The sequence below is a fragment of the Kitasatospora sp. NPDC101157 genome (genome assembly GCF_044768255.1).
Taxonomy (GTDB): domain Bacteria; phylum Actinomycetota; class Actinomycetes; order Streptomycetales; family Streptomycetaceae; genus Kitasatospora.
In genome coordinates this window covers 81,344-102,470 of the sequence record NZ_JBIWPL010000013.1, presented here as the reverse complement: position 1 = coordinate 102,470, position 21,127 = coordinate 81,344, and the positions used below count along the sequence as shown (strand labels likewise).

At 73.0% G+C, this 21,127-nt stretch carries 28 protein-coding genes and 3 pseudogenes; 15 read left to right on the top strand and 16 right to left on the bottom strand.

Annotated elements, in window-relative coordinates; translation table 11 throughout:
* The first annotated feature begins 371 nt into the window (after positions 1–371).
* From ACIRVF_RS24550 to ACIRVF_RS24540, 3 genes are all read left to right on the top strand, one after another.
* Complete coding sequence (locus ACIRVF_RS24550) at positions 372–662, top strand: DUF4287 domain-containing protein (protein WP_402821558.1); 291 nt, start codon at positions 372–374, stop codon at positions 660–662.
* Between the two features lie 298 nt (positions 663–960).
* Positions 961–1,596 (top strand): dihydrofolate reductase family protein, encoded by a 636-nt coding sequence (locus ACIRVF_RS24545; protein ID WP_402821555.1) that lies wholly within the window; start codon positions 961–963, stop codon positions 1,594–1,596.
* A gap of 159 nt (positions 1,597–1,755) precedes the next feature.
* Positions 1,756–2,748 carry a nucleotidyl transferase AbiEii/AbiGii toxin family protein gene (locus tag ACIRVF_RS24540; RefSeq protein ID WP_402821552.1) on the top strand — a complete coding sequence of 331 codons (993 nt, stop codon included), beginning with the start codon at positions 1,756–1,758 and terminating at the stop codon, positions 2,746–2,748.
* Positions 2,749–2,817: 69 nt separating this feature from the next.
* Here ACIRVF_RS24540 and ACIRVF_RS24535 read toward each other — a convergent pair whose 3' ends face one another.
* From ACIRVF_RS24535 to ACIRVF_RS24520, 4 genes are all read right to left on the bottom strand, one after another.
* Positions 2,818–2,976 carry a hypothetical protein gene (locus tag ACIRVF_RS24535; RefSeq protein WP_402821549.1) on the bottom strand — a complete coding sequence of 53 codons (159 nt, stop codon included), beginning with the start codon at positions 2,974–2,976 and terminating at the stop codon, positions 2,818–2,820.
* A 24-nt stretch (positions 2,977–3,000) separates the two neighbouring features.
* Complete coding sequence (locus tag ACIRVF_RS24530; RefSeq protein WP_402821546.1) at positions 3,001–3,414, bottom strand: hypothetical protein; 414 nt, start codon at positions 3,412–3,414, stop codon at positions 3,001–3,003.
* A 397-nt stretch (positions 3,415–3,811) separates the two neighbouring features.
* On the bottom strand, positions 3,812–4,345 hold the full coding sequence (locus ACIRVF_RS24525) for a hypothetical protein (protein WP_402821543.1): 534 nt from the start codon (positions 4,343–4,345) through the stop codon (positions 3,812–3,814).
* A gap of 32 nt (positions 4,346–4,377) precedes the next feature.
* Positions 4,378–4,737 carry a NucA/NucB deoxyribonuclease domain-containing protein gene (locus ACIRVF_RS24520; protein ID WP_402821541.1) on the bottom strand — a complete coding sequence of 120 codons (360 nt, stop codon included), beginning with the start codon at positions 4,735–4,737 and terminating at the stop codon, positions 4,378–4,380.
* 108 nt (positions 4,738–4,845) lie between these two features.
* Between ACIRVF_RS24520 and ACIRVF_RS24515 the strand changes: the two genes are divergently transcribed.
* Positions 4,846–5,334 (top strand): rhodanese-like domain-containing protein, encoded by a 489-nt coding sequence (locus ACIRVF_RS24515; protein WP_402821538.1) that lies wholly within the window; start codon positions 4,846–4,848, stop codon positions 5,332–5,334.
* On the top strand, positions 5,328–5,837 hold the full coding sequence (locus ACIRVF_RS24510) for a GNAT family N-acetyltransferase (protein ID WP_402821535.1): 510 nt from the start codon (positions 5,328–5,330) through the stop codon (positions 5,835–5,837). The genes ACIRVF_RS24515 and ACIRVF_RS24510 overlap by 7 nt, the downstream gene beginning before the upstream one ends.
* On the opposite strand, the gene ACIRVF_RS24505 is transcribed toward ACIRVF_RS24510, so the two are convergent.
* The 5 genes and pseudogenes from ACIRVF_RS24505 to ACIRVF_RS24485 form a co-directional block, all read right to left on the bottom strand.
* On the bottom strand, positions 5,834–6,061 hold the full coding sequence (locus ACIRVF_RS24505; protein ID WP_402821532.1) for a hypothetical protein: 228 nt from the start codon (positions 6,059–6,061) through the stop codon (positions 5,834–5,836). The genes ACIRVF_RS24510 and ACIRVF_RS24505 overlap by 4 nt on opposite strands.
* A 405-nt stretch (positions 6,062–6,466) precedes the next feature.
* Positions 6,467–6,844 (bottom strand): annotated as a pseudogene (locus ACIRVF_RS24500) (MFS transporter); the annotation flags it as partial.
* Positions 6,845–7,218: 374 nt separating this feature from the next.
* Entirely contained in the window at positions 7,219–7,659 is a 441-nt protein-coding gene (locus tag ACIRVF_RS24495; protein ID WP_402821529.1) for an arsenate reductase ArsC, read from the bottom strand.
* Between the two features lie 45 nt (positions 7,660–7,704).
* Entirely contained in the window at positions 7,705–8,451 is a 747-nt protein-coding gene (locus tag ACIRVF_RS24490; protein WP_402821526.1) for an aquaporin, read from the bottom strand.
* Positions 8,448–8,819, bottom strand: coding sequence for an ArsR/SmtB family transcription factor (locus ACIRVF_RS24485; RefSeq protein ID WP_402821523.1), 372 nt, complete (start codon positions 8,817–8,819; stop codon positions 8,448–8,450). Before ACIRVF_RS24485 ends, ACIRVF_RS24490 begins: the two co-directional genes overlap by 4 nt.
* 88 nt (positions 8,820–8,907) lie before the next feature.
* Here ACIRVF_RS24485 and ACIRVF_RS24480 point away from each other — a divergent pair, with 88 nt between their 5' ends.
* Complete coding sequence (locus ACIRVF_RS24480) at positions 8,908–9,381, top strand: ArsI/CadI family heavy metal resistance metalloenzyme (protein ID WP_402821520.1); 474 nt, start codon at positions 8,908–8,910, stop codon at positions 9,379–9,381.
* 178 nt (positions 9,382–9,559) lie between these two features.
* Here ACIRVF_RS24480 and ACIRVF_RS24475 read toward each other — a convergent pair whose 3' ends face one another.
* A complete protein-coding gene (locus tag ACIRVF_RS24475; RefSeq protein ID WP_402821518.1) occupies positions 9,560–9,892 on the bottom strand; it encodes a hypothetical protein in 333 nt (110 codons plus the stop codon).
* Positions 9,893–10,136: 244 nt separating this feature from the next.
* Between ACIRVF_RS24475 and ACIRVF_RS24470 the strand changes: the two genes are divergently transcribed.
* The 4 genes from ACIRVF_RS24470 (at position 10,137) to ACIRVF_RS24455 (ending at position 13,436) form a co-directional block, all read left to right on the top strand.
* Positions 10,137–10,424: a hypothetical protein gene (locus tag ACIRVF_RS24470; RefSeq protein ID WP_402821516.1), complete on the top strand. Its 288-nt coding sequence runs from the start codon at positions 10,137–10,139 to the stop codon at positions 10,422–10,424.
* Between the two features lie 262 nt (positions 10,425–10,686).
* Positions 10,687–11,139 carry a peptidoglycan-binding protein gene (locus tag ACIRVF_RS24465; protein WP_402821513.1) on the top strand — a complete coding sequence of 151 codons (453 nt, stop codon included), beginning with the start codon at positions 10,687–10,689 and terminating at the stop codon, positions 11,137–11,139.
* A 122-nt stretch (positions 11,140–11,261) separates the two neighbouring features.
* Positions 11,262–11,468, top strand: coding sequence for a hypothetical protein (locus ACIRVF_RS24460; RefSeq protein WP_402821510.1), 207 nt, complete (start codon positions 11,262–11,264; stop codon positions 11,466–11,468).
* 483 nt (positions 11,469–11,951) lie between these two features.
* The gene (locus ACIRVF_RS24455; RefSeq protein WP_402821507.1) at positions 11,952–13,436 is read left to right on the top strand and encodes a purine-cytosine permease family protein; all 1,485 of its coding nucleotides are present in this window, start codon (positions 11,952–11,954) and stop codon (positions 13,434–13,436) included.
* Between the two features lie 193 nt (positions 13,437–13,629).
* Here the strand turns inward: ACIRVF_RS24455 and ACIRVF_RS24450 are convergent, their stop codons facing one another.
* The 4 genes and pseudogenes from ACIRVF_RS24450 to ACIRVF_RS24435 all read right to left on the bottom strand — a co-directional run bounded on the left by ACIRVF_RS24450 (position 13,630) and on the right by ACIRVF_RS24435 (position 16,006).
* On the bottom strand, positions 13,630–14,400 hold the full coding sequence (locus tag ACIRVF_RS24450; RefSeq protein WP_402821504.1) for a hypothetical protein: 771 nt from the start codon (positions 14,398–14,400) through the stop codon (positions 13,630–13,632).
* A 105-nt stretch (positions 14,401–14,505) separates the two neighbouring features.
* Positions 14,506–14,667, bottom strand: coding sequence for a hypothetical protein (locus ACIRVF_RS24445; RefSeq protein WP_402821872.1), 162 nt, complete (start codon positions 14,665–14,667; stop codon positions 14,506–14,508).
* A 251-nt stretch (positions 14,668–14,918) separates the two neighbouring features.
* Positions 14,919–15,242: pseudogene (locus tag ACIRVF_RS24440) on the bottom strand (hypothetical protein); the annotation flags it as partial.
* 311 nt (positions 15,243–15,553) lie between these two features.
* On the bottom strand, positions 15,554–16,006 hold the full coding sequence (locus ACIRVF_RS24435) for a MarR family winged helix-turn-helix transcriptional regulator (protein ID WP_402821501.1): 453 nt from the start codon (positions 16,004–16,006) through the stop codon (positions 15,554–15,556).
* Positions 16,007–16,067: 61 nt separating this feature from the next.
* Here ACIRVF_RS24435 and ACIRVF_RS24430 point away from each other — a divergent pair, with 61 nt between their 5' ends.
* Positions 16,068–16,463, top strand: coding sequence for a hypothetical protein (locus tag ACIRVF_RS24430; RefSeq protein ID WP_402821498.1), 396 nt, complete (start codon positions 16,068–16,070; stop codon positions 16,461–16,463).
* Complete coding sequence (locus ACIRVF_RS24425) at positions 16,460–16,795, top strand: YrdB family protein (protein ID WP_402821495.1); 336 nt, start codon at positions 16,460–16,462, stop codon at positions 16,793–16,795. Before ACIRVF_RS24430 ends, ACIRVF_RS24425 begins: the two co-directional genes overlap by 4 nt.
* A 53-nt stretch (positions 16,796–16,848) precedes the next feature.
* On the opposite strand, the gene ACIRVF_RS24420 is transcribed toward ACIRVF_RS24425, so the two are convergent.
* Positions 16,849–17,565 (bottom strand): SDR family oxidoreductase, encoded by a 717-nt coding sequence (locus ACIRVF_RS24420; protein ID WP_402821492.1) that lies wholly within the window; start codon positions 17,563–17,565, stop codon positions 16,849–16,851.
* A gap of 202 nt (positions 17,566–17,767) precedes the next feature.
* Between ACIRVF_RS24420 and ACIRVF_RS24415 the strand changes: the two genes are divergently transcribed.
* Both ACIRVF_RS24415 and ACIRVF_RS24410 read left to right on the top strand, forming a co-directional pair.
* Positions 17,768–18,805: an Lrp/AsnC family transcriptional regulator gene (locus tag ACIRVF_RS24415; protein WP_402821489.1), complete on the top strand. Its 1,038-nt coding sequence runs from the start codon at positions 17,768–17,770 to the stop codon at positions 18,803–18,805.
* A 207-nt stretch (positions 18,806–19,012) separates the two neighbouring features.
* Positions 19,013–19,657, top strand: a complete 645-nt coding sequence (locus ACIRVF_RS24410; RefSeq protein ID WP_402821486.1) for a DUF4360 domain-containing protein — start codon at positions 19,013–19,015, stop codon at positions 19,655–19,657.
* 169 nt (positions 19,658–19,826) lie between these two features.
* Here ACIRVF_RS24410 and ACIRVF_RS24405 read toward each other — a convergent pair.
* Positions 19,827–19,976 (bottom strand): annotated as a pseudogene (locus ACIRVF_RS24405) (FCD domain-containing protein); the annotation flags it as partial.
* 272 nt (positions 19,977–20,248) lie between these two features.
* Here ACIRVF_RS24405 and ACIRVF_RS24400 point away from each other — a divergent pair.
* Positions 20,249–21,100: a class I SAM-dependent methyltransferase gene (locus ACIRVF_RS24400; protein ID WP_402821483.1), complete on the top strand. Its 852-nt coding sequence runs from the start codon at positions 20,249–20,251 to the stop codon at positions 21,098–21,100.
* Positions 21,101–21,127 lie beyond the last annotated feature (27 nt).

Sequence of the window (21,127 nt, the reverse complement as noted above, 5' to 3'; positions counted from 1 at the left end):
CGCGAACTCCTCCGACTCCGCGGCCGCCGTCCCCTCCGACACCCGTCCCCTCCGAATCCCCCGTGTCCCGTTCCGGCGTTCCAGGCCCGTTCTACCCCTCCCGCAGGTCAGGGGCCGGTTCGCGGTTCCACCCTATCCAGCGTGCCGTCAGCTGTGGCGCCCGGGACGGATCGCTCAGCAGGCTTCGGTCATCCGATCGCCGAACCCCCAGGGCGAACTGAACGCCACGCGCACCGAGATCGCCGACGCCGTCACGGCCGTCCTCGGCAGCCGACTGAGTCCCGCTCGAAAAATTTTTTCCGTCGAGCGATGAGTTTTCCTCCCGGTGCCGGTCTACCTCCCAGAACACCGACACGAGAGGGAGAGGGCACATGTCCTTTCAGGCGTACCTGGACACCATCGAGACCAAGACCGGTCTGACCCCGCGCGAGTTCATCGCGCTCGCCGAGGAGCGCGGCTTCGACGACCCGTCGACGAAGGCGGGCGTGGTCCTCGCGTGGCTCAAGGAGGACTACGACCTGGGCCGGGGGCACGGCATGGCCCTCGTCCACGTCTTCAAGCACGGCGCGAAGATCGATGCCAAGCACGTCGGAACCACGGGCTCGCACCGCGACGCCTCCGACACCCTCTGGTTGGACGGAAAGGCGACCCGACCCGCATGACCCCCGACATGCAGGCCGCCACCGGATCCGCCGCCGGGGCCGCCGCCGGATCCGCCGCCGGGGCCGCCGCCGGGAGCGCCGGACGGACCCACCGCACGGCGCTCCCGGCGCACCCCGGGCACGTCCGTGTCCCGGCACTCGTCGGAGCCGGGGTCGGCCCGGCCCCGGCGTCCACCGCGGGGCCCTGGCCGCGTCAACGCCGAGTCGCGACCGCGCCGCCGGACAAGTGAAGGGCCGTCAGGACGTGGCGGTGAACTGGTATTCCGACCGAGAGAACCGACTGACCGGGAGCAAGAGCATGGGCCTGATCCACATCGAGCTGTTCGCGACCCTCGACCTCGTCGGGCAGGCGCCCGGCGGCCCCGACGAGGACCCGGAGGGGTTCCCGTTCGGCGGCTGGCAGGCGCCCCTGGTGCACGAGGTCACCGGGGCGCAGATCGCCGCCGCGTACGAGGGCACCGACGCCCTCCTGCTCGGCCGACGGACGTACGACCTCTTCGCCTCCTACTGGCCGCACCAGAAGGAGGGCGAGATCGCCGAGCTCTTCAACAGCGTGCCGAAGTACGTGGCCTCCCGCGGCCGGGCGGACCTCTCCTGGGCCGGATCCACCCAGCTCGGCCCGGACCTGGCCGCGGCGGTGCGCGAGGTCCGGGAGCGGCACCGGAACGTGAAGGTCGTCGGCAGCCTCAACCTGGTGCAGACCCTCCTGCGGGAGAAGCTCTTCGACCGCCTCGACCTCTGGCTGCACCCGATCATGCTCGGCGTCGGCAAGAAGGTCTTCGACACCGGCGCCGTCCCCACCAACCTCGTCCTCCTCCAGCCCCCGGCCGCCAGTCCCACCGGCACCGTTCACCTCCGCTACGGCCTCGCCGACGGCACACCCCGCACCGGGGACATGTCCGCCCCCGACCGCGGCCTCAACGACGACGCCTGACGCCGGCCGCCTGACGCCGGCCGCCTGACGCCGGCCGCCTGACGCCTGACGTCGGTCGCCCGACGTCGGACGCCGGACACCGCCCCGCCCCGCCGCCGCTGTCAGTGGCCGCCGGTACCGTCGGCCGCCGGCAAGCGGACGGACACATGGGGAGCGGTCGTGAGGGATTCCGCCGTGGACGGCGAACGTCGGCGCGTCGCGCACCGGGCGGTGCTCGACCACCTGCTGGCTCTCGTCGCCGGATCCCCGTCGGGGGAGTACCTGGTGCTGCGGGGCAGCATGGTGATGCAGGCGTGGGTGGGGGCCGGTGCGCGGGAGCCGGCGGACCTCGACTGGATCGTTCCCCGGCCCCTGCTGGTCCCGGTCGATCACGGGCACCCGTGCCCGCACGTGGAGGACCTGGCGGCGGTCCAGCAGTGGCCGGAGGCGGCCGACGGGGCCGGCGGGTACGAGATCTGGACGTTCGAGGAGTTCGACACCGGGGGCCTGCGGCCGGTGGCGGTACCGCCGGAAGGACTGCACTGGATCCCCGAGGCGGAGCCGGAGTCCTGCCCACCGCACGAAGCCCTGCTCGACCTGGTGCGGGAGCGGCCGACGGTCGCGCCGGGGCTGGTGCTCGACGCGGACGCCGCCCGTAACGACGGCACCTGGACCTACTCGGACTACGACACCCCGGGCATCCGTCTCGTCATCCCGTGGACGGCGGAAGGCCTCCCGCCCGGCCAGGTGACGGTCGACTTCGCCCGCGACGAGTGGCTCCCCGAACCGCCCGTGTGGACGGCGGTACCCCGTGGCGACGGCACCGGGCCGACCGTCGTACGCACGGCGGGCCGTGAACTGTCGCTCGCCTGGAAGCTGCTGTGGCTGCACGCCGACTCCGCCGCCGACGGCCGGGCGCGGGCCAAGGACCTCTACGACGCCGTGCTCCTCGCCGAGGCCGAGGGCACGAGGCTGTCCGAACAGTTGCTGCGCAAGGTGTTCCGTCACGAGCGGGGCAACACGGCGCCCACGGACGCCCTGCACCTGGACGCGGTGACGCTGCGGCCGGTGGACTGGGAGGACTTCCGCGCGAACCACCCGCAGGTGCGGGGTACGGCCGAGGAGTGGCTGGAGCGCCTCAGCCGGGCGCTGGCACCACTGCTGGGGCGGTGAGCCCAGGAGGGCTGGAAGACTGTTCCCGGCTGCGCGGAGCAACCGTCAAGACCTGTGGACCTGAACTACTTACTCGGCTGGGGACTTCGCGCGGTGGAGCAGGGCGTGAGGCCGTCCTGTCAGGAAGGCCGTCAGCAGGTGGAAGGAGGTTCTGCAGACGAACATGCCGGGACGTTGGCCGACGCAAGCGGAGTACTCGCGTTCGCTCATCTCCGAGAGCTGCTTCATGTGTGTGTACCTCTGGCGGCTGTGTCATGACTCGTCGCCGGCTGGGCGCACGGCGATCGCGGACATCCGTTCCGCCCACTCGCGCTGGGTCACGGCTCGCTCGATGCGGCTGACGATGTCCTTCTTGGACGCCGTGTCCAGCGTCTCCGGGAGTTTGTCGAAGGTGTCGGGAAGGACGTCGAGGAGACCCAGGATCTGCTCACCGGTCCTGACCGTCAGCAGTTGCTGGCACCGCCACTGCAGCGGCACTTCGGGACGGTGCGTGAGCCGCTGCACGAGTGTGGGGAACAGGTAGTGCGTCGCCTCTGCGGAGAGGTGCTCTTGGAGCCAGTCGACCGGGAGCCGCTGGCTGAAGCCGTGTACGGCAGCCTCTTGGGCCAGGTCCAGGAGCTGATCGGTGTCGACGGCTCGGACGGTGCGGGGAAGGGTCGGGGTCATGCCTTGATGATGTCAAGAAGTCGACGCGGGGCCGAGGGGCCGGCGGTGACGGGGTACGAGTTCATCTGCAGAGCGAAGTACAAGCTCACATGCAGAGTTCGAGCCCGACGTGCTTGATGTCCGAGGGGAATGGCGTTGCCGCGATGGTGGAGGTCAGCGATGCTGGGCCGATGCCAGGGCAGCGGAAGAGAAGGCGTCAGCAGGAGGACGAGATGCGGCGGGCTGCCGCTCGCTTCGCGCCTGGCGCGGGCCACTGGGACGTGCTCTTCGAGGCGCAGGACGAGTCGGAATGGCGCGCTCACATCCAGAGCCTCCGGACGTCGGAGACGCAGATCGACTGGACTGCGGTGCGAATGGACACGTTCTGTGGGCGGCGGAGCCAGACCCCTGGGGAGATCTATTCGTCGTCCTCGTCGTCCTCGGACTCGGCGGTCCACCACAGGTCGATCCGATAGGTTTCCAGGGTTTCGTGATGGGCCGCGAAGACGGCCTCCGAGTTGGTTTGCCCCTTCAGGGTGGCCAGTTGGGCGCGCAGGCTGCTCTGCTGGTCGTCGGCGGCCTGGCGTCCCTTCCAGGAGACGCGTCCTTCGTAGACTCCGGGGCGCGGCACCTGGAAGTCGCCGGCGACCTCGGGTGAGAACGCGCGGATGACTACGCATCCGGTGGGCGTGTCGAGTTCCACCTCGCGTTCACCCTCGGCTTCCCAGGCTCCGTCGACCGGCGCCGGGCCATCCCACACGCGAAAGAGGATCTCGGCGGGGGCGGTGCCCTGAAGGCTGTGGATGTAGAGCTGGGTGCCCGTCCCGGCGACCACCTCTTGTCGGCTCCTGACGAGGGCTTCGTTGCTGGGTACGGTGGCGTCGGCGTCGTACACCACGATCTTGCCGTCGTCGGGCCAGGTTTCGGTGCGGAACTCGAAGAGGAGGGGCACCGTTTCTCCTTGCTGATCTGATAGGTGTTCGGCTACCGGGGGATCGTCACGTAGAAGGCGTCGCCGTTCAAGAGCCGGTTGACGGAGTAGACCTCTCCGATCATGTTGTCGCCCTTGCGGTTGTTGTCGCCGACTATGAGGCCGGCGGAGTAACGCCTGTCTCCCTTGTTCGCACCTTCTTCGGTGGAGGCGAAGGGGTACTCGTCGCACTCCAGGCCGGACTTTAAGTAGTCGCCCCAGATGTCTTCGCAGGTCTTGATGGCGGCTTCACGATTCTTCTTCTGCTCTTCTCGACCAGGCGGTGCAGGGGTTCCTTCGCCCGTCGCCGACGCCCCGCAGCGGATGCCGACGCCGCTTGGCGGGATCTTGGCGACCCAAGGCGTTGACGCCACTCGTCGGGCGGGCCCCGGGGGCCGGAGGATGGAGCCATCGCCGACCGGGAAAGCCCGGTACGGGCCACCGAAACCCGCTCTGATCAGCGAGAACAGAGGATTCCCCCGATGTCTGTCACCGCCACGCCCGCCGAGATCCCCAGCGCCGTCCTGAGCGTGCCGGCCGCCGAACCGGCCGAGGCCGCCGCCCACTACGCCGCCAGGCTCGCCTTCGAGGCGGACGTCTCCGACGTCCACGCCGACCTGGCGTCCGGCGTGCCCGGCATCGTGGTGGTCGACACCCGCGGCGAGGCCGCCTGGGACCAGGGCCGCATCCCCGGCGCCCTCCACCTCCCCACCGCGCGGATCGCCGAACTGGCGCCGCACCAGATCGACCCGTCGCTGACCGTGGTCACCTACTGCTGGGGACCCGGCTGCAACGGCGCGACCCGCGGGGCGCTGGCCTTCGCGCGCCTCGGCTACCGGGTCAAGGAGATGCTCGGCGGCTTCGAGTACTGGGTGCGCGAGGGGTTCGCCTACGAGACCGCCGCCGGCACCGACCAGCGCCCCGTCGACGACCTGACCGCTCCGCGTTCGGGCATCACCTGCGCATGCTGACCGACACCGTCCGGCCGGGCGGCGCGATCCGCCCGGCCACCGCGGCCGACCTGCCGGCCGTCGCCCTGCTGTGCGCCGCCCACGCCGCCTTCGAACGCGCCGAACCCGTGCCCGCCGACCTCGCCGTCCACCTGGAGCCCCTGCTGTTCTCGGCCCACCCGCGGGCCTGGTGCCTCGTGGTCGAGCGCGGCGGCGAACTGATCGGCTACGCCAGCTACTCCCGCGAGTTCTCCACCTGGCAGGCCGCCGATCACATCCACCTGGACTGCCTGTTCGTCAGCGAAGCCCACCGGGGCGAGGGCTGGGGGCGCGCGCTGCTCACCGCCGTCCGGGACGCGGCAGCGGCGCTGGGTGCGGCGGAGCTCCAGTGGCAGACGCCGGACTGGAACACCGACGCCGTCCGCTTCTACCGCCGCGCGGGTGCCCGGAGCCGCGCCAAGGTCCGGTTCTCCCTGGCGTCAGCGCCGGCGCCGGCATGGGGACCGCCACCGCCACCGGCCTAACGCTTCCGCAGCGCCACGACCGCGCCGACCAGCGACAGGAGCACGATCCCCGCGCCGACGTACCCCAGGACGTTGACGGCCGTGCCGCCGCCGAGCAGCCACGAACCGGCCCAGGGGCCGGCCGCGTTCCCCAGGTTGAAGGGCGAGGCGTTGGCGGCCAGGGGGGCGTCGACCCGCCGCCGGCGGCGCCCAGGGTCCAGCGCCCAGGCCTGGAACGGCGGCACCAGGCCCCCGAGGCCGCGCCGACGAGCAGTACGGCGATGCCGGTCTGCCAGGCGTGCCGGGCCCCCGCGCCGATCAGCAGCAGCATCACCGCCAGGACGGCCGGCGTCGCGGCGATCGTGCCGCGCAGCGACCGGTCGGCGAGCCGGCCGCCCAGCGCGTTGCCGAGGAACCCTCCGACGCCGAAGACGAGCAGCATGCCGGCCACCATGGACCCGCCGAGGCCGGTGAGGTCGCGCAGCAGAGGGGTGACGGAGCTGTAGAGCAGGAACCAGCGCGCTCGGCGGCCACCGACACCCGTTGCCCGCCGCCGAGGCCGCCCGGGACCAGCAGCGAGATCGCCACCGCGCCGACGACGGCGGCGCCCGCGACCGTGCAGAAGGTGGCCCGCCAACCCCCCGGTGCTCGCCGATCACGGTGCCGATCGGACCGCCGAGCACGGTGGCCAGGCCGAGGCCGCCCGCCACCCCGGCGATGGCGGAGCCCCGGCGGTCGGGCGGCGAGAGCCGCAGCGCCAGCATGATGCAGGCGGCCGCGAAGGTGCTGTGGGTGAGTGCCGCGGGGGTGCGGGCGCCCATCAGGACGGTGAAGCCGGGCGCCAGGGCGCCCAGGACGTTGGCGCCCGCGTAGACGCCGAGCAGCGTCAGGGCCGGCGGCCGTGGCGCGAAGCGGGCGGTGAGCGCGGTGACGGCCGGACCGCTGACGGCCACCGCCAAGGTGTACGCGCTGAGCAGTCGGCCGGGGTCGGCGACGGTGACGTGCAGGTCGGACGAGACGTCGAGCAGACGAGACGTCGAGCAGCAGTCCGATCAGCGCGAACTCCGCGGAGCAGAGCGCGAAGACGGACAGCCCGAGGCCCAGCAGCGGGGCCACCGAGAAGCGTTCGGCCGGGCGGTCCCCCGTGCGTCTGCCAGCGGGAAGGGCGCCGTGGGCTGCGGATTCGCGGGAGCCGACAAAGGGTGAACCGACCGTAGGAGCACCCGCGCGGTGGTTCGAGCGAAATGGACGACCGCCCGACACGGCCGGGCCGACCCGACGGCTCGGCCCGCCCGGTCGCAGCCGAGGCCGGGCGGGCCGGGCGGGCCGAGGTGTGGGCCGAGGGGTAGGCCGAGGTGTGGGCCGGAGGTGTGGGCCGAGAGGTGGGCGGCGGCGAAGGCGCCTACTCGGGAGCGGTGGTTCCGAACGCCAGGGGCTCGATGCCGAGGTCGGTGAGCAGGCCGCGGACGCGCTGCTCGATCCGGTCGCGGATCGGGCGGACGGCGTCGACGCCCTGGCCGGCCGGGTCGTCCAGCTTCCAGTCGAGGTAGGTCTTGCCGGGGAAGTACGGGCAGGCGTCGCCGCAGCCCATGGTGATCACCACGTCGGAGGCCTGGACCGCCTCGACGGTGAGGACCTTCGGGGTCTCGGCGGAGATGTCGATCCCCACCTCGGCCAGGGCCTCGACGACCGCCGGGTTCACGGTCCCGGCCGGGGCGGAGCCCGCGGAGCGGACCTGGACCCGGTCGCCGCCGAGGCGGGTGAGGAAGGCGGCGGCCATCTGGGACCGGCCGGCGTTGTGCACGCAGACGAACAGCACGGACGGGACGGCAGGAGTGCTCACGAAAGTGGGTCCTTCGGTCTTCGGGGCGGGGCAGGAGGCAGTGGGTCAGTGGCCGGCGGCGGTCGGCTGGTGGTCGCCGTGCGGGACGAGGACGTCCCCGGCGGCCGGGGTCGGGCGGCCGAACAGCACCGCGGCCAGGCCGACGCCGCCGGCCAGACCGACGAGCTGGGCGGCGACGAAGGGCAGCACCGAGGCGGGGGCGATGCCCGCGAAGGTGTCGGTGAACGCGCGGCCGATGGTCACCGCCGGGTTCGCGAAGCCGGTAGAGGAGGTGAACCAGTAGGCGGCGCCGATGTAGGAGGCGACCGCGGCCGGGGCGAGGTGCGCGCGGCCGACCCGGGCCAGGCCGAGGACCAGCAGGACCAGCCCCGCGGTCGCGACGGCCTCGCCCAGCCACAGGTGCGGCGCCCAGCGGTCGTGCGTCGACCAGCGGACGAGCGGCTCGGCGAACATCGCGTCCGTGAGGACCGCCCCGCCGATCGCCCCGGCGACCTGGGCCGGGACGTAGGCCGCGACCTCCCGCAGATCGGGGCCCTCGCCGCCGCGGCGGCCGGTCCACCAGGCGGCGAGGGTCACGGCCGGGTTGAAGTGGGCGCCGGAGACCGGGCCCAGCAGCAGGATCAGCACGCCGAGGCCGAACAGGGTCGCGAGGGAGTTGGCCAGCAGCTGCAGGCCGACGTCCTGGGAGAGCCTGACGGCCTGGATGCCGGAGCCGACCACGACGGCGACCAGCGCGCCGGTCCCGACGAACTCGACGGCCGCCCGGCGGCCCAGCGGAGCCGTCTCGGTCATCTGGATTCCCCCGCGGGAGCCTGGAGCAGGGCGGAGAGCTTGGCCAGCGCGGCGGGCAGCACCCAGTAGTAGACCCAGGTCCCGCGGCGCTCGGAGCCGACCAGCCCGGCCTCGCGCAGGACCTTGAGGTGATGGGAGATCGTCGGCTGGGAGACGTCGAACGGGCCGGTCAGGTCGCAGACGCAGGCCTCCCCGCCCTCGTGGGAGGCGATCAGCGAGAGCAGCCGCAGGCGGACCGGGTCGGAGAGGGCCTTGAACATCCGTGCCAGGTCGACGGCGGCCTCTTCGTCCAGCGGCTCGCGGACCATCGGCGAGCAGCACGCGGCCGCGTCGTCCTGGCCGAGCACTTCGAGTTCCGGATTCGACATACGTCTATGTTGACATCCATCTATGCGGGTGCCAACCTCGGCCATATCGACAATTGTCGAATCAAGGCCCCGGATCCGGGAGTCCGTCATGTCCCGTGTTCAACTCGCCCTGCGCGTCGCCGACCTCGAAGGCTCCATCGCCTTCTACTCCGAGCTGTTCGGCACCGAGCCCGCCAAGCGCCGGCCCGGCTACGCGAACTTCGCGGTCGCCGACCCGCCGCTCAAGCTCGTCCTCATCGAGGGCGAGGGCGGCGAGGACACCCGCCTGGACCACCTCGGCGTCGAGGTCGAGAGCACCCAGCAGGTCACCGCCGCCACCATCCGCCTCAAGGCCGCCGGCCTCGCCACCTTCGAGGAGAGCGACACCTCCTGCTGCTACGCCCTCCAGGACAAGGTCTGGGTCCACGGCCCCGGCAAGGAGCCCTGGGAGGTCTACGCCGTCAAGGCCGACGCCTCGACCCTCGGCAGGAGCGCCGACGGCGTCCCCGGCACCTGTTGCACCAGCGGCGCCGAGCAGACGGCCGAGCCGGGCGCAGCCACCGCAAGGTGCGCCTGCGGCTGATCCGTACCGCCCGCCGTGCTCGCCGCGGCCCGCGACCGCGCGCCGATCGGCGTCAGCCGTGGACCGCCTGCCCGGCCTCCGGTCTCCGGTCCGCGGTTGGCCGCGGCGGCAGCTGCTGTCAGGTCGTCGAACGCGGCCCGGAGCCGGTCCGGTTCGGTGCGCGAGGTGGCCCGGGCGATCAGCAGCACGCCCTTGCGGAAGGGTCGTCGACGTCCGCGGCCCTGAGCGGGGTGTCACCGTCGTAGAAGTAGCTGCTGGGTTCGTCGAGGAAGGCGAGGCGACGGCGCAGCACGGCCGCCTGGGCGGCGGGGTCGGGCAGGTGGCGCAGGAAGGCGAGGAGCACGAACCAGCGGTTCTCCTCGGTGATGAACGGCTCGGCGGGCTCCGGCAGGCTGCGCAGCAGTTCGTCCCGGCCGGCCCCGGTCCCCTGCGATGGTGTCAGCAGCCGCTGGGGTCGGCGCAGTTGGACGCCCAGGGAGCCGAGCCCGCTGAACCCGAGGCCGGCCGCCACCCTCCGCGACGCTGCGGCCATGGTCCCGGGCGCGCCACCGGGGCAGCAGGCCAGCGGCGGGGCATGCCGTACGGCCGCCGTCCCTGCCGGACGCCCCTGGCGCTGACCAGCAGTGAGCCGTTCGCCGCGGCGCGAAACGCCTCCCGTACGGCCCGCTGTCGCTCGACGCGGGCGGCCGCCGGCTGGTCTCATGGTCCCGGGGACGGCAGGGCCATGTACGCCGCGTACGCCACGGGGGGCACTCATGACAGCGCACACCATCATCGGCCTGGTCGGGATCCTGATCGTGGTGGCCGTGGTCGTCGCCGTCGTCGCCATCTGGCGCACGGGCTCGCCTTTCCCCCCGCTCCCGGACCGCCCACCGCCCGGGCCGGACTGCGCCACCTGCGGCCACGGCCACCGCCGGCACCGTGCCGGCAGCGGTTGCGCCGTGCGGGTCTCGGCCCGGGGGGACATCTACAACGGGGCCGGCGACTGGGTCGGCTACCGGAACGAGGTGTACTGCCGCTGCTCCGCCTACCGTCGCCCGTAGCGCCCGTAGCGCCCGTAGCGCCCGGCGCCCCGGCCGGGTGGGGTGGCCCGTTTCGAAGGACGGTTTCGGGCCAGGCGGGCAGGGCGCCTGCCACCTGGCTCGAATCGGTCGCCAGGCGGCGACCGTCCGGATTCGTACTGTCTTCGGCTGCCCGCTTCCGGCCAGGATTGGCATGGCGCGGACAGTCGGGCGGCGGCCGGGCGGGCAGCCGTCACGGCGTTCGCGCCAGAGCCCTCCAGAATCCGTCAGGAAAGAGGAACTCATGCGATCTTCCTTGGCAAGGGCATTCGTCACCGCGGCCGCCGTCGTCGGGATCGCCGCCGGAAGCCTCGCGGGCGCGGGCGCGAGCGTCGCGGCCCCCCAGCAGGCCGCGAGGCCCGCGGTCAGCAGCCCGCGCGTCACCGTCCTCGCGGTGAACAACCTCGGCCTGAGCACCGACCGGGCCAAGAACTGGCAGAGCTGCCTGAACGCCTGGGGCTTCAACGCCGGCACCGTCGACGGCCAGCTGGGTTCCAACAGCTGGGCGGCGGCGCAGCGGATGCTGAACGCCTGGGGCTACAACGCCGGTACGGTCGACGGCGACCTCGGGCCCAACACGATCACCGCGCTGCAGAAGTTCCTGAACGCCGTCGGCTTCAACGCCGGAACCCCCGACGGGATCGCCGGACCGCAGACCAGGTCCGCCTTCTGGAACTACAACGCGACCGGCTGCTGAGTCGGTGATCCAGCCGCGGAAACCTCCAACTCCAGGCCAGCAGCAGGTGTGAACGCGCCGCGTTGCGCCGAACGGGTGGCGGCCGGGTTCGGCGCCGGCGTCCGGTGGGCAGAGCCTTCGGCATGACGACTCCCACCCGGCGCCACCGCCGCAGCCGCCGCCCGGACGCCTTCACCGCTGCTGCTCCGGCCCGTGCCGCCCGGCCAACGGCTCCGGCCCGGCCGGGCGGCAGCGGCTGCTGCCGGACCTGGTCCAGCGAACACCTCACCCCGGGCGGCACGGTGGTGCGCACCACCTGGCACGAGCCCGCCTGCAGGACCCACCGCTGAGCCGCACCGCCGCGCGTCCCACCCCCGTGCGTCCCACCGCTGCGCCGGCACCGATGAGCCGGCACCGATGAGCCCGACCGCTGCGCCCCGCCGTCCGATACGGCGGGGCGCAGCAACAGCGGCAGCGGGTGCGCGCTCCAGTTCACGCCCGCGGTGAAACGGCTCGGCGGGCTCGGCCGGCTCGGCGGCGTCGCGGCCGTCGGCGAAACGGGCTGGACGGGGCGTGCTGGACGGGGCGGCAGGCCCCGGCACCGGCCGCCGGCGTACCGGCGGCCAGGGGGCCGTCCGGCGGCCCGGCGGCCCGGCGAACGGCGCCCCGGCCATATCAGCGAAAGACCCCGCCGCCCATAGCGGTAACCGCATCAATCAGGACACATCTTGAACAAAGTAGGATGACTCAACTCCCGCGCTACGCGCGAAGAGTTCCGCATATATGTCAATTGCCCGAATTTTCTCCCGCTTCACACGCACGGAGCCACCCTCATGGACAACACGTCCGCCGCCGTCACCGACGGTGCGATAGAGACCCGCGGTATTGAACCCGTCCCGGACCACGAGCGCCGGGGCAGAGTCCGCGAGCTCTTCCCGACCTGGGTCGCGGCGAACATCAGCGTCCTGCTGCTCACCATGGGCGCCGCCCTGGTGGTGTTCAACCAGCTGAACTTCTGGCAGGTCCTGATCGTCGCGGCGTGTGCCGCGCTCGTCTCGTTCGGCCTGGTCGGCGTGCTGTCGGTCTCCGGCAAGTGGGGCGGGGCGCCGGGCGCGACCCTCTCGCGGGCCACCTTCGGGGTGCGGGGCAATCTCTTCCCCGGCGCGATCCTCTGGATCGCCCGCTTCGGCTGGGAGACGATCAACGCGGTCACCGGCGCCTACGCCGTGCTGACCGTGCTCGACCTGCTCTTCGGCATCAAGAGCAACACCGTGCTGATCGTGGTCACGCTCTTCGCCTTCGTCGCCTGCACCTTCCTGGTGTCCGGCATGGGCCGCAAGGCGCTGAACGTCTGCAACACCTGGTCGACGTACCTCTTCGGCGTCTTCAGCATCCTGGTGCTGGGCTACCTGATCGCGACCATGCACTGGAGCGAGGTCTTCTCCAAGCCCGCGGGCACCACCGCGATGATGATCGCCGGCATCGGCACCATCGCCGCCGGCGGCATCAGCTGGGTCCCCACCGGCCCGGACTTCGCCCGCTACCTGCCGCACGCCGCCTCCGGCCGCAAGATCGTCGGCGTGACGGTCTCCGGCGCCGGCCTGGTGATGGTGCCGATGGTGCTGATGGGCGCCGTGATGGCGGTGGCCTCGCCCGGTCTGGCCCAGGCCGCCGACCCGGTCTCCTTCCTCGGCGACCTCCTGCCGACCTGGCTGGCCGTGCCCTACCTGCTGACCGCGATCGTCGGCATGCTGCTGATCAACAGCCTCTCCATGTACTCGGCGGGCTTCACTGCGCAGACCATGGGCGTCAAGCTGCCGCGCGCCATGGCCGTCAGCATCAACGCCGTGATCTCGCTGGTCGGCGGCCTGATGCTGATGCTGGTCGCCAAGAGCTTCCTCGGCTCCTTCATCACCTTCCTGATCCTGCTCGCCGTCTCCTTCTCGGCCTGGATCGGCGTCTACGCGGTGGACATGTTCCGCCGCCGTACGCGCGCCGTGCGCTACGACGCCGCCGCGCTGATGGACACCGGCAAGGGCAGCCGCTACTGGTACGTGGGCGGCTTCTGCTGGCAGGCGATGGTCTCGTGGGTCCTGGCGCTGCTGTTCGGGCTCGCCTTCACCAAGTGCGACTGGTTCGCCGGCCCGCTGTCCGGCACCCCGGTCGGCAAGTACGGGCTGGCCTGGGCCGCGACCATCGTGATCTCCGCCGTGATCATGGCCGTCCTCCCCACGCCCCGGGAGAACACCCGGGCCACCGAGGCGGTCGCCGCCGACGCCGCCACCGAGGCGGAGCGGATCGAACGGGTCACCGTCTGACCCGCGTGACCGTCTGACCCCCGTGACCGACGGACGCCCGTCAACCTGACGGACGTCCGTCGCCGGAAGCGCCCGGTCCCCCGTTCGTTCGAGCGGGGGACCGGGCGCTTCCGCGTCCGGCGTCACCGGTCTGTCGACGGTCTCCGCGGACGGCGGGCCCTTGCGCTTCGTGCTCGGGCTCACCGCCGAGCCGTCAGAACGGCGGTTGATCGGCCGATCCGCCGTGGCGGCGAGCCGGCCCGGGGGAGCAAGGGGTGACGTCGGCGTCGATGAACGCCCAGGGACCGCGGCCGTCGATCCCGGCGGTGTCCTCGCCCCACTCCTCCAAGGCGTCGATCGCCTGCTCCCGGTACTGCCACGAGGCGCTCGCTCCGAGAACGCCGCGGACCAAGGGGATCAGCTCCTTCCGGTGCCGCCGCAGGCGCGCGTCGTCGACGAGGGGGACGCACGCGGCGACGGCGGCCTCCCGGACCGTCACGTCCGGATCCCGCAGGCAGGCGCAGACGGCGCCGAACAGCTGCGGCAGCAACCGGTTCGTCTCGACGAAGGGCGGATACTCCTCGGGCGGGAACCCGTGCCGGCGGGACGCCTCCGCGGCTGAGTCGCCGGCCTCGGCCGCCACCGAACCGAGCCATCGCAGGAGCGCGGCCCGCAGCGGCCCCGCCGGGTCGTGACGTCCCAGGTCGATCGGACGCGTCGTGCGCGAGTCGGACAGGATCCCGGCCACGTACACCGCGGCGGGCGCCGTCGCCTCGTACAGCGTGTTCTGGTGGTGCACCACGTAATTCAGGAAGGCGAGGGCGTCGGTGCGCCGCCGCCGGTCCGGGTCCAGCAACGCGGCCAGGTTCACGGGCACATCTGCTGCCGGTCCCATCGCGTGCCACAGATCACTCCAGGGCGTCCGGGCGAGAACTTCGGCAGGGCCGGGCAGGGCCTCGGGAGGGTGGGCGGCGTCGTTGTTCACGGGCGGATTGTCGTCGGCCCCGCCGACATCGGGCGGGAGCGAGGCGGCGGCCCCGGCGTCGGGGCCGCCGCGGGGTGGTCATGGGCGGATGCCACGACCACCCGCTCATCGGTTCCGGCCGGTTCGGCCGTGGCGGCGCCGGCGGCGGCTGAGGGCGGAGGTGAGGCCGCCGAGCGCCAGCAGGGTGCCGCTGATCGCTCCGGCGGTGAGCACGGTGGTGCCGGTGCCGGCGAGGGCAGCCGATGCCTGGTCGGGGGCGGAAGCCATCGGGGCCGACTGACCCTGTGCGTCGGGGGACGCCGGGGCGGAGAGGGCCGACGAGCCCTCGGTGGTGGACGAGCCGTTGGTGGTGGACGAGCCTCCCTGGGGTCGTCGGGCTGGGGCCGGCGGGTGCCTGGCCGCCGTCGGTGGGCGCCGGCGTGGGCGACGGCGTGCTCGCGGCCTGGACGGTGTGGTCGGTCGCGCAGCCCTTCTCGGCGTCGCAGGCACCGCATGTCGTCCGGCGTGGTGACGGCGCTGTGCAGCCGGCGGTCGCCCTTGCCGTTGACGGTCACGGAGTACGTGATCGTCGCGGTGCCGCCCACCGGGAGGTCGCCGGTCCAGGTCAGCTTGCCGTCCTTGACCTCGGCGCTGCCGGAGGTGGCCTTGACATCGCCGTTGTAGGCGGCGTCGTCCAGCACCTTCGACGGGTCGTCGGTCACGGTCGCGCCCTCGGCCTCTTCCGAGCCCTTCTGGGCGACGGTCACGCTGTAGGTCACCGTGTCGCCCGTTTTCACGGTCGAACGCGACGCGGGCTCGGCGGTCTCGGAGAAGACGTAGGAGCCGGTCGACAACGGGTCCACATAGGTGTACCGCTGGGCGGTGCTGGCGCCGGCCTGGGTGGTGACGGTGACGGCGACGGCGCCGGGGGTGCTCCCGGCGGGGACGGTGGCGGTGATCCGGGTGTCGCCGTCGACGGTGAACGGGCCGCATCACCTCGACCAGGCGGCATCTCAGCCTGACGGGGCGTCAATTCCCTCAAGGAACGGGGCTTCCGGTGCGGCCCAGCCGCGGAGTTGGCGGGCGGTCTCCTCGGGCGAGGGTGGCACGGCCGTGGGAGAGGGGCCCGGGCGCGCGGGCTGGACGGGCCGACGTACGGGCCGTCGCCCCGGGGTCACTCCTCGACCGGCAGCCCGGCCTCGCGGGCGAGCACGCCCAGCGCCCGGCCCAGCGCCTCGCGTTCGGCGGGGGAGAGGGCGGCGGCCAGCTCGGCGTCGATGGCGTGCGCCCGGGCGGCGCACTCGTGCAGCAGGACGCGGCCGTCCTCGGTGAGGGCGAGCGTCTGGCGGCGGCGGTCGGCGGGGTCGCGCTCGCGCGCCACCGCGCCCAGGGCCTCCAGCTGGTCGGCCAGGCTCACCACCAGGCTCGGCGCCACACCCATCGCCTGCGCCAGCTCCAGCTGGGAGGAGGCCGCGCCGGCGTCGAGGACGGCGAGCAGCGCGACGTGCTTCGGCTTGAGGCCGCGCTCCTCGATCGCGGCGGTGAAGCGCGCGGTCGCGATGGTGCCCAGGGTGCCGAGGCGGAAGGAGAGCGAGGAGGTCAGCGCGAGGGGGTTGACGGCGTTCATGGCGGCGATAATATCTCCTAAGGAATCATTCAGAGCTCGAATCATTTGAGGAGTGACCGATATGGTCGGGACCGTGACGGGCGCCGACGCGCTGCCGAAGCCGCTCGTGATCGCCAACGCCACCGGGGCTGCGCTCTCGATGGCCTCCTGCGTGGCCGCTCTGATCAACCCGGGGGTCGGGCTGCCGAAGGAGGAGCCGGTGACCGCGGGCGTGCGGTTCTACGCGCAGGCGTACGCCGCCCGGGCGCTGCCGCTGGGGGCGGTACTGCTGCACCAACTGGTACGCGGGCGCGGCGGACCGGCGCTGCCGGCGGTGCTGCTGCTCGCGGGCGCGGTGCAGGCGGGGGACGCCGCGATCGGGGTGCGCACCCGTAACCCGGGGATGGCGCTCGGGGCCGGCGCGCTGGCACTGCTGCACCTGGGGACGGCCCGGCGGGTCGTCGGGGGCGCGCGGTGACCGGGGCGCTGCGCCTGGCCGACGACACCCTCGCCCTCCTGCTCGAACTCTCCGTCTACGCCGCTGCCGTGCGGTTCGGGCTCACCCGGCGGGTTGCCCTGCCGGCCCGCTGGGCGCTCGCCCTCGCCCTGCCGGCCGGGTACGCCGCGGTCTGGGCCCTGTTCGGCGCGCCGGGCGCGACGGTTCCGCTGCACGGGGCGGGCCGGGCGGTGCTCGACCTGCTCTGGTTCGGCAGTGCGGCCCTCCTCGTCCGGGCAACGGGCCTGCGCCGTACGGCGATCGCGTTCGCGGTGGCCTACCTGCTGACCACGGCGGTGCACCTGATGCTGTGACGGGGACCCGCTGCCGGGCGGTGGCCACGGCGGTTCGAACGGCCGGCCGCGGTCTACCAGGGGACGGTCCGGCCGAAGCGGTCCAGGTAGGCGAGGCCTGGGGTGCCGAGGCGGGAGAGCAGGACGTCGACCAGGAGGGGGACGGTCTCCTCGATGGTGAACGGCGCGTCCGGCCCGCCGAGGGCGGTGCGGATCCACCCCGGTGCCAGGAGGAGGAAGGAGCGCCGGGTCTCGCCCTGCCGGGCGGCGAAGCTCCGCAGGAGCATGTTCAGGGCGGCTTTGCTCGCCCGGTAGACCTCGCGGCCGCCGGCGGTGTTGTTCGTGATGCTGCCCTGGCCGGAGGACATCGCCCCGATGAGTCCCGCCGGAGGCACCAGGTCTTCCAGGGCTTCGATGACGCGCATCGGGCTGAGCGCGTTGGTGACCATCACGTCGACGAAGTCGGCCGTGGTGACCGCGCCGATGGGCGTCCGCTGGTCGTTGGTGGTGCCCGCGTTGACGAAGAGCACGTCGAGCCGGCGGTGCGCCAGGCTTTCGCGCAGCCGGGGGAGGTGGGCGGAGTCGTTGATGTCCAGGTGTTCGACGCTCACCCGTCCGTCGGCGCGGTCCGCGAGGTCGTGCAGCGGCGTTCGTGCGGTGGTGTCGCGGACCGTGCCGACGACGTGCCACCCCCGATCGAGGAGCTCCGCGGCCATCGCGTGGCCGAGGCCGCGCGAGGCTCCGACGATGAGGGCGGTCGGGGGGTGCTGTTCGGTGACAGTCGATGACATCCGGCGTCATCTCCGTTCTTCTGGCGTCGGGTCGCGTTGGATCGGCGTCGCGATGCGTCGCGTTGGGTCGGCGTCGAGTCGCGTCGCGTCTCCCCGCGTCGAGTTGCGTCGCGTCGCGTTGCTCCGAGTGTTCCGTCCGGACCGCACCGTGGGCGAGCCACAGGCGCCGGTTTGTAGGATTGCCGCCATGGTGAGGGCCCTGATGACGGAATCCGCTGCGCTGCAGCCCGACGATGTGCGAATCATCCGGGCCCTGCAGATCGCCCCGCGGGCCTCGTTCGCCGCGATCGCCTCCGCCCTCGGCCTGACCGAGGGCGCCGTCAACCGCCGGTACCGCCGGCTGCGCGCCGACGGTGTCATCCGTGTCGCCGGCGTGGTCAACCCGGGCGCCCTCGGGCAGAGCAGGTGGCTGGTGCGGCTGCGCTGCCGCCCCGGCAGCGGCTCGGCGATCGCCGACGCGCTCGCCGAACGCGACGACGTCAACTGGGTGGCCCTCAGCGCGGCGGGCTGCGAGATCATCTGCGCGACCCAGTCCCGGACGCGGGAGCAGCGCGAGGACCTCCTGGGACAGCGGCTGCCCCGGACGGCCGCGGTGATCGACATCAACGCCTTCGCCATGCTCCGTCAGTTCCTCGGCGGCCGCGGCCACTACTGGTCCGCCCTGCAGGGCACCCTGACCCCCGAGGAGGAAGCGGCGCTGGGCAGCGACGGGCCCCCGTTCAGCGAGTCCCCGGTTGTCGCCCGCGAACCGCTGCGCCTCACCGCCGAGGACGAGAAGCTGCTCGCCGCGCTCGCCGCGGACGGCCGCGCCGGTCTCGTCGACCTCGCCACCGCCACCGGCCTCACCCCGGGGCGCGTCTCCCGACGCCTCGACACCCTGATCCGGCACCGCGCCGTGCACATCGACGTCGAGATCGCCGCGGCGGCCCTGGGCTACCACGCCCGCGCGAACCTGTGGCTGCGCGTGCACCCGTCGGCGGTGAAGAGCGCGGGCCGCGCGCTCGCGCGGGAACCCGAGATCGCCTTCGCCGCGGCCATTTCCGGGCCCTGGAACCTCCACGCCGTCGCCCACTGCCGGGACCTCGACGAACTGTTCGAGTTCACCTCGGAGCGCATCGGCTCCCTCACCGGACTGCAGAGCATGGAGGTCTCACCCGTGCTGCGGCACGTCAAGCAGGCCGGCACCCGGCTCTACGGCGATCGCCTGGTCGAGCCGCCCGGCGCCCGCGCACGCCGCTGAGGGGCCGCCCGCGCACGCGCTGAGGGCCACCCCCGTTCCCGTGGGCGGGTGAACGGGGTCTCCGCCCTGCCGGGCCGTTCGAGTGACTGCGCTGTCACGTTCTGTGCTCGGGCGAGCCGGTGTGTGGTGCGATGCCCAGGTGAATCCGGGGCCCGAGCGCGGACAGCGATCGCCTGTCCCGGACCGTGGACGACGGAAGGGAAGCCCATGCTGCTCCGCTTGCTGGCCGCGACGAGTGTCGCCACGTCACTGTTCGGCTCACCGGCCTTCGCCGACAGCCTGCCGCTGCCGCCGCCCCCGCCGCAGGACCGAATCGTCATCGACAGCGTGACGGCCAACGGCACCGGCTGCCCGACCGGGACCTCCGCCGTGGCCGTTTCCCCCGACGGCACCGCCTTCACCGTCACCTACAGCAACTACATCGCCCAGATCGGGCCCGGGACGTCCCCGGCCGACGCCCGGAAGGACTGTCAGCTCAGCCTGCGCGTCCACGCCCCCGGCGGCTACACCTACGCGGTGGTGTCCGCCGGCTACAGCGGTTTCGCGTCGCTGGCGGCGGGTGCGTCCGCGACCCAGCGGGCCGGCTACCGCTTCCAGGGCGACCCCCGTACCACCACCTCGAACCACCACTTCAAGGGCCCGTTCGACAACAACTGGCGGACGACCGACACCGTGCCCGTCGCCGCCCTGGTCTTCGCCCCCTGCGGGGAGGAACGGAGCCTCGACATCACCACGGAACTGCAGATCGACCGGGGCACGTCGAGCCCGAGCGCCACCAGCTTCATGGAGATGGACTCGACGGACGGCAGGATCACCACCGTGTACCGCCTGGCCCTCCAGCGGTGCCAGTGACCCGCTGCCGCTGCCGCTGCCGCTACCGGGCGGCTGCGCGCCGCGGCCCGGGCCGGAGCGCGCAGTGCAGCCCTCCCGCATCGCGCCGGATGGTACGTCCCGCAGGGCGGCCAGGTGGGGCCGGCGCTGCGGGGGGGCACCACGCCGAGTCACCGGACCTGCGACGGTGTCACCGGACCTGCGACGGTCCGGCTCCGGCCGCGCGCAACCGGTCGAGGGTGCGGTCCAGGTTGGCCTGGGTCGCCGCGACGGCGGCGTCCGGGTCGCCCGCGGCGATCGCCTCGACCAGGGCCCGGTGCGCGTCGGCGGTGCTCTCCCGGTACCCGCTGCCGGTGGGATCACGTGGGCTGCGGAGCGGCGGCCGAGACCGGGGCGGCCGCGACCGTGCGTCTCACGCTCCTCAGCAGACCGTTGATGCGCCATGTGCTGCGGTTTCCGGCGAGCGTGGCGCTCGGCCGCGAGGAGATCGTGGACCGGTTGGGACCGACCGTCCACCGCTGTCTCACCGCCCCGACACCCTGAGGACCGCCGAGGGCCGTGCACGCGCCTCCACTGATCCGGCCCTTACGACCGGACGTCTAGGCTGGCGCGGTGACTGATGAGCAGGAGCGGGTGCAGCCGTCGGGCGTGTGGGCCACGGCGGTGGGGGTGGCCAGGGTGCGGGCGCTGGAGACCGAGCGCGAGGACGCGCTGTTCCACGACCCGCTGGCACGGGCCTTCGCCGCCGCCGGCGGTCTGTGGCCCTCCTCGCCGCAGCTGCCCGACGACGAGGCCGCGCGCCGGCGGCGGCTGGCCGTGTCGTTCTCCGTCGTCATCAGGACGAAGTTCCTCGACGACCTGCTGCAGCAGGCCTGCGCGGCCGGGGTCCGGCAGATCGTGCTGCTCGGCGCCGGCATGGACAGCCGGGCCTTCCGGATGGACTGGCCCGAAGGGACCCGGCTGTTCGAGGTCGACACCGCCGCGCCACTGGACTTCAAGGCCTCGGTGCTGCGCCGGGAAGAGGCCGTCGCACGCTGCGAGCGGATCACCGTCCCGGTCGACCTGCGCGAGGACTGGCCGGCCGCGCTGGCCGCCGCCGGGCACGACCCGTCGGTGCCGACCGCGTGGATCGCCGAAGGACTGCTGATCTACCTGCCCGAGGATGCGGTGGAACTGCTGCTGGCCCGGATCGGCGCGCAGTCGGCGCCGGGCAGCCGGATGGGGCTGACGCTGGGCTCGCGCGGTGTCATCGAGCGCTTCACCACGGACGCCGCACCGGGCTCCGCGGCCTCCCTGTGGGTCTCGGAGATGCCCGACGACCCGGTCCACTGGCTCGCCGGCCACGGCTGGGACGCCAGCTGCCACACCATCCGCGAACGCGCCGCCGCCTACGGCCGCCCGATCACCACCCCGCCCCAGCGCGAAGAAGGGCCCGGTGGCCTGATCTCCGCGCTCCGCCGGTAGCGCGCCCCGCCCCCGGAGCCTGGATGA

Excerpts from the sequence above, each read along its gene's own strand:
- ACIRVF_RS24550 (WP_402821558.1), top strand. The coding sequence starts at position 372 with ATGTCCTTTCAGGCGTACCTGGACACCATCGAGACCAAGACCGGTCTG.
- ACIRVF_RS24545 (WP_402821555.1), top strand. The coding sequence starts at position 961 with ATGGGCCTGATCCACATCGAGCTGTTCGCGACCCTCGACCTCGTCGGG.
- ACIRVF_RS24535 (WP_402821549.1), bottom strand. The coding sequence starts at position 2,976 with ATGAAGCAGCTCTCGGAGATGAGCGAACGCGAGTACTCCGCTTGCGTC.
- ACIRVF_RS24530 (WP_402821546.1), bottom strand. The coding sequence starts at position 3,414 with ATGACCCCGACCCTTCCCCGCACCGTCCGAGCCGTCGACACCGATCAG.
- ACIRVF_RS24515 (WP_402821538.1), top strand. The coding sequence starts at position 4,846 with ATGTCTGTCACCGCCACGCCCGCCGAGATCCCCAGCGCCGTCCTGAGC.
- ACIRVF_RS24510 (WP_402821535.1), top strand. The coding sequence starts at position 5,328 with ATGCTGACCGACACCGTCCGGCCGGGCGGCGCGATCCGCCCGGCCACC.
- ACIRVF_RS24490 (WP_402821526.1), bottom strand. The coding sequence starts at position 8,451 with ATGACCGAGACGGCTCCGCTGGGCCGCCGGGCGGCCGTCGAGTTCGTC.
- ACIRVF_RS24485 (WP_402821523.1), bottom strand. The coding sequence starts at position 8,819 with ATGTCGAATCCGGAACTCGAAGTGCTCGGCCAGGACGACGCGGCCGCG.
- ACIRVF_RS24480 (WP_402821520.1), top strand. The coding sequence starts at position 8,908 with ATGTCCCGTGTTCAACTCGCCCTGCGCGTCGCCGACCTCGAAGGCTCC.
- ACIRVF_RS24470 (WP_402821516.1), top strand. The coding sequence starts at position 10,137 with ATGACAGCGCACACCATCATCGGCCTGGTCGGGATCCTGATCGTGGTG.
- ACIRVF_RS24465 (WP_402821513.1), top strand. The coding sequence starts at position 10,687 with ATGCGATCTTCCTTGGCAAGGGCATTCGTCACCGCGGCCGCCGTCGTC.
- ACIRVF_RS24460 (WP_402821510.1), top strand. The coding sequence starts at position 11,262 with ATGACGACTCCCACCCGGCGCCACCGCCGCAGCCGCCGCCCGGACGCC.
- ACIRVF_RS24455 (WP_402821507.1), top strand. The coding sequence starts at position 11,952 with ATGGACAACACGTCCGCCGCCGTCACCGACGGTGCGATAGAGACCCGC.
- ACIRVF_RS24445 (WP_402821872.1), bottom strand. The coding sequence starts at position 14,667 with ATGGCTTCCGCCCCCGACCAGGCATCGGCTGCCCTCGCCGGCACCGGC.
- ACIRVF_RS24435 (WP_402821501.1), bottom strand. The coding sequence starts at position 16,006 with ATGAACGCCGTCAACCCCCTCGCGCTGACCTCCTCGCTCTCCTTCCGC.
- ACIRVF_RS24430 (WP_402821498.1), top strand. The coding sequence starts at position 16,068 with ATGGTCGGGACCGTGACGGGCGCCGACGCGCTGCCGAAGCCGCTCGTG.
- ACIRVF_RS24420 (WP_402821492.1), bottom strand. The coding sequence starts at position 17,565 with ATGTCATCGACTGTCACCGAACAGCACCCCCCGACCGCCCTCATCGTC.
- ACIRVF_RS24415 (WP_402821489.1), top strand. The coding sequence starts at position 17,768 with ATGACGGAATCCGCTGCGCTGCAGCCCGACGATGTGCGAATCATCCGG.
- ACIRVF_RS24410 (WP_402821486.1), top strand. The coding sequence starts at position 19,013 with ATGCTGCTCCGCTTGCTGGCCGCGACGAGTGTCGCCACGTCACTGTTC.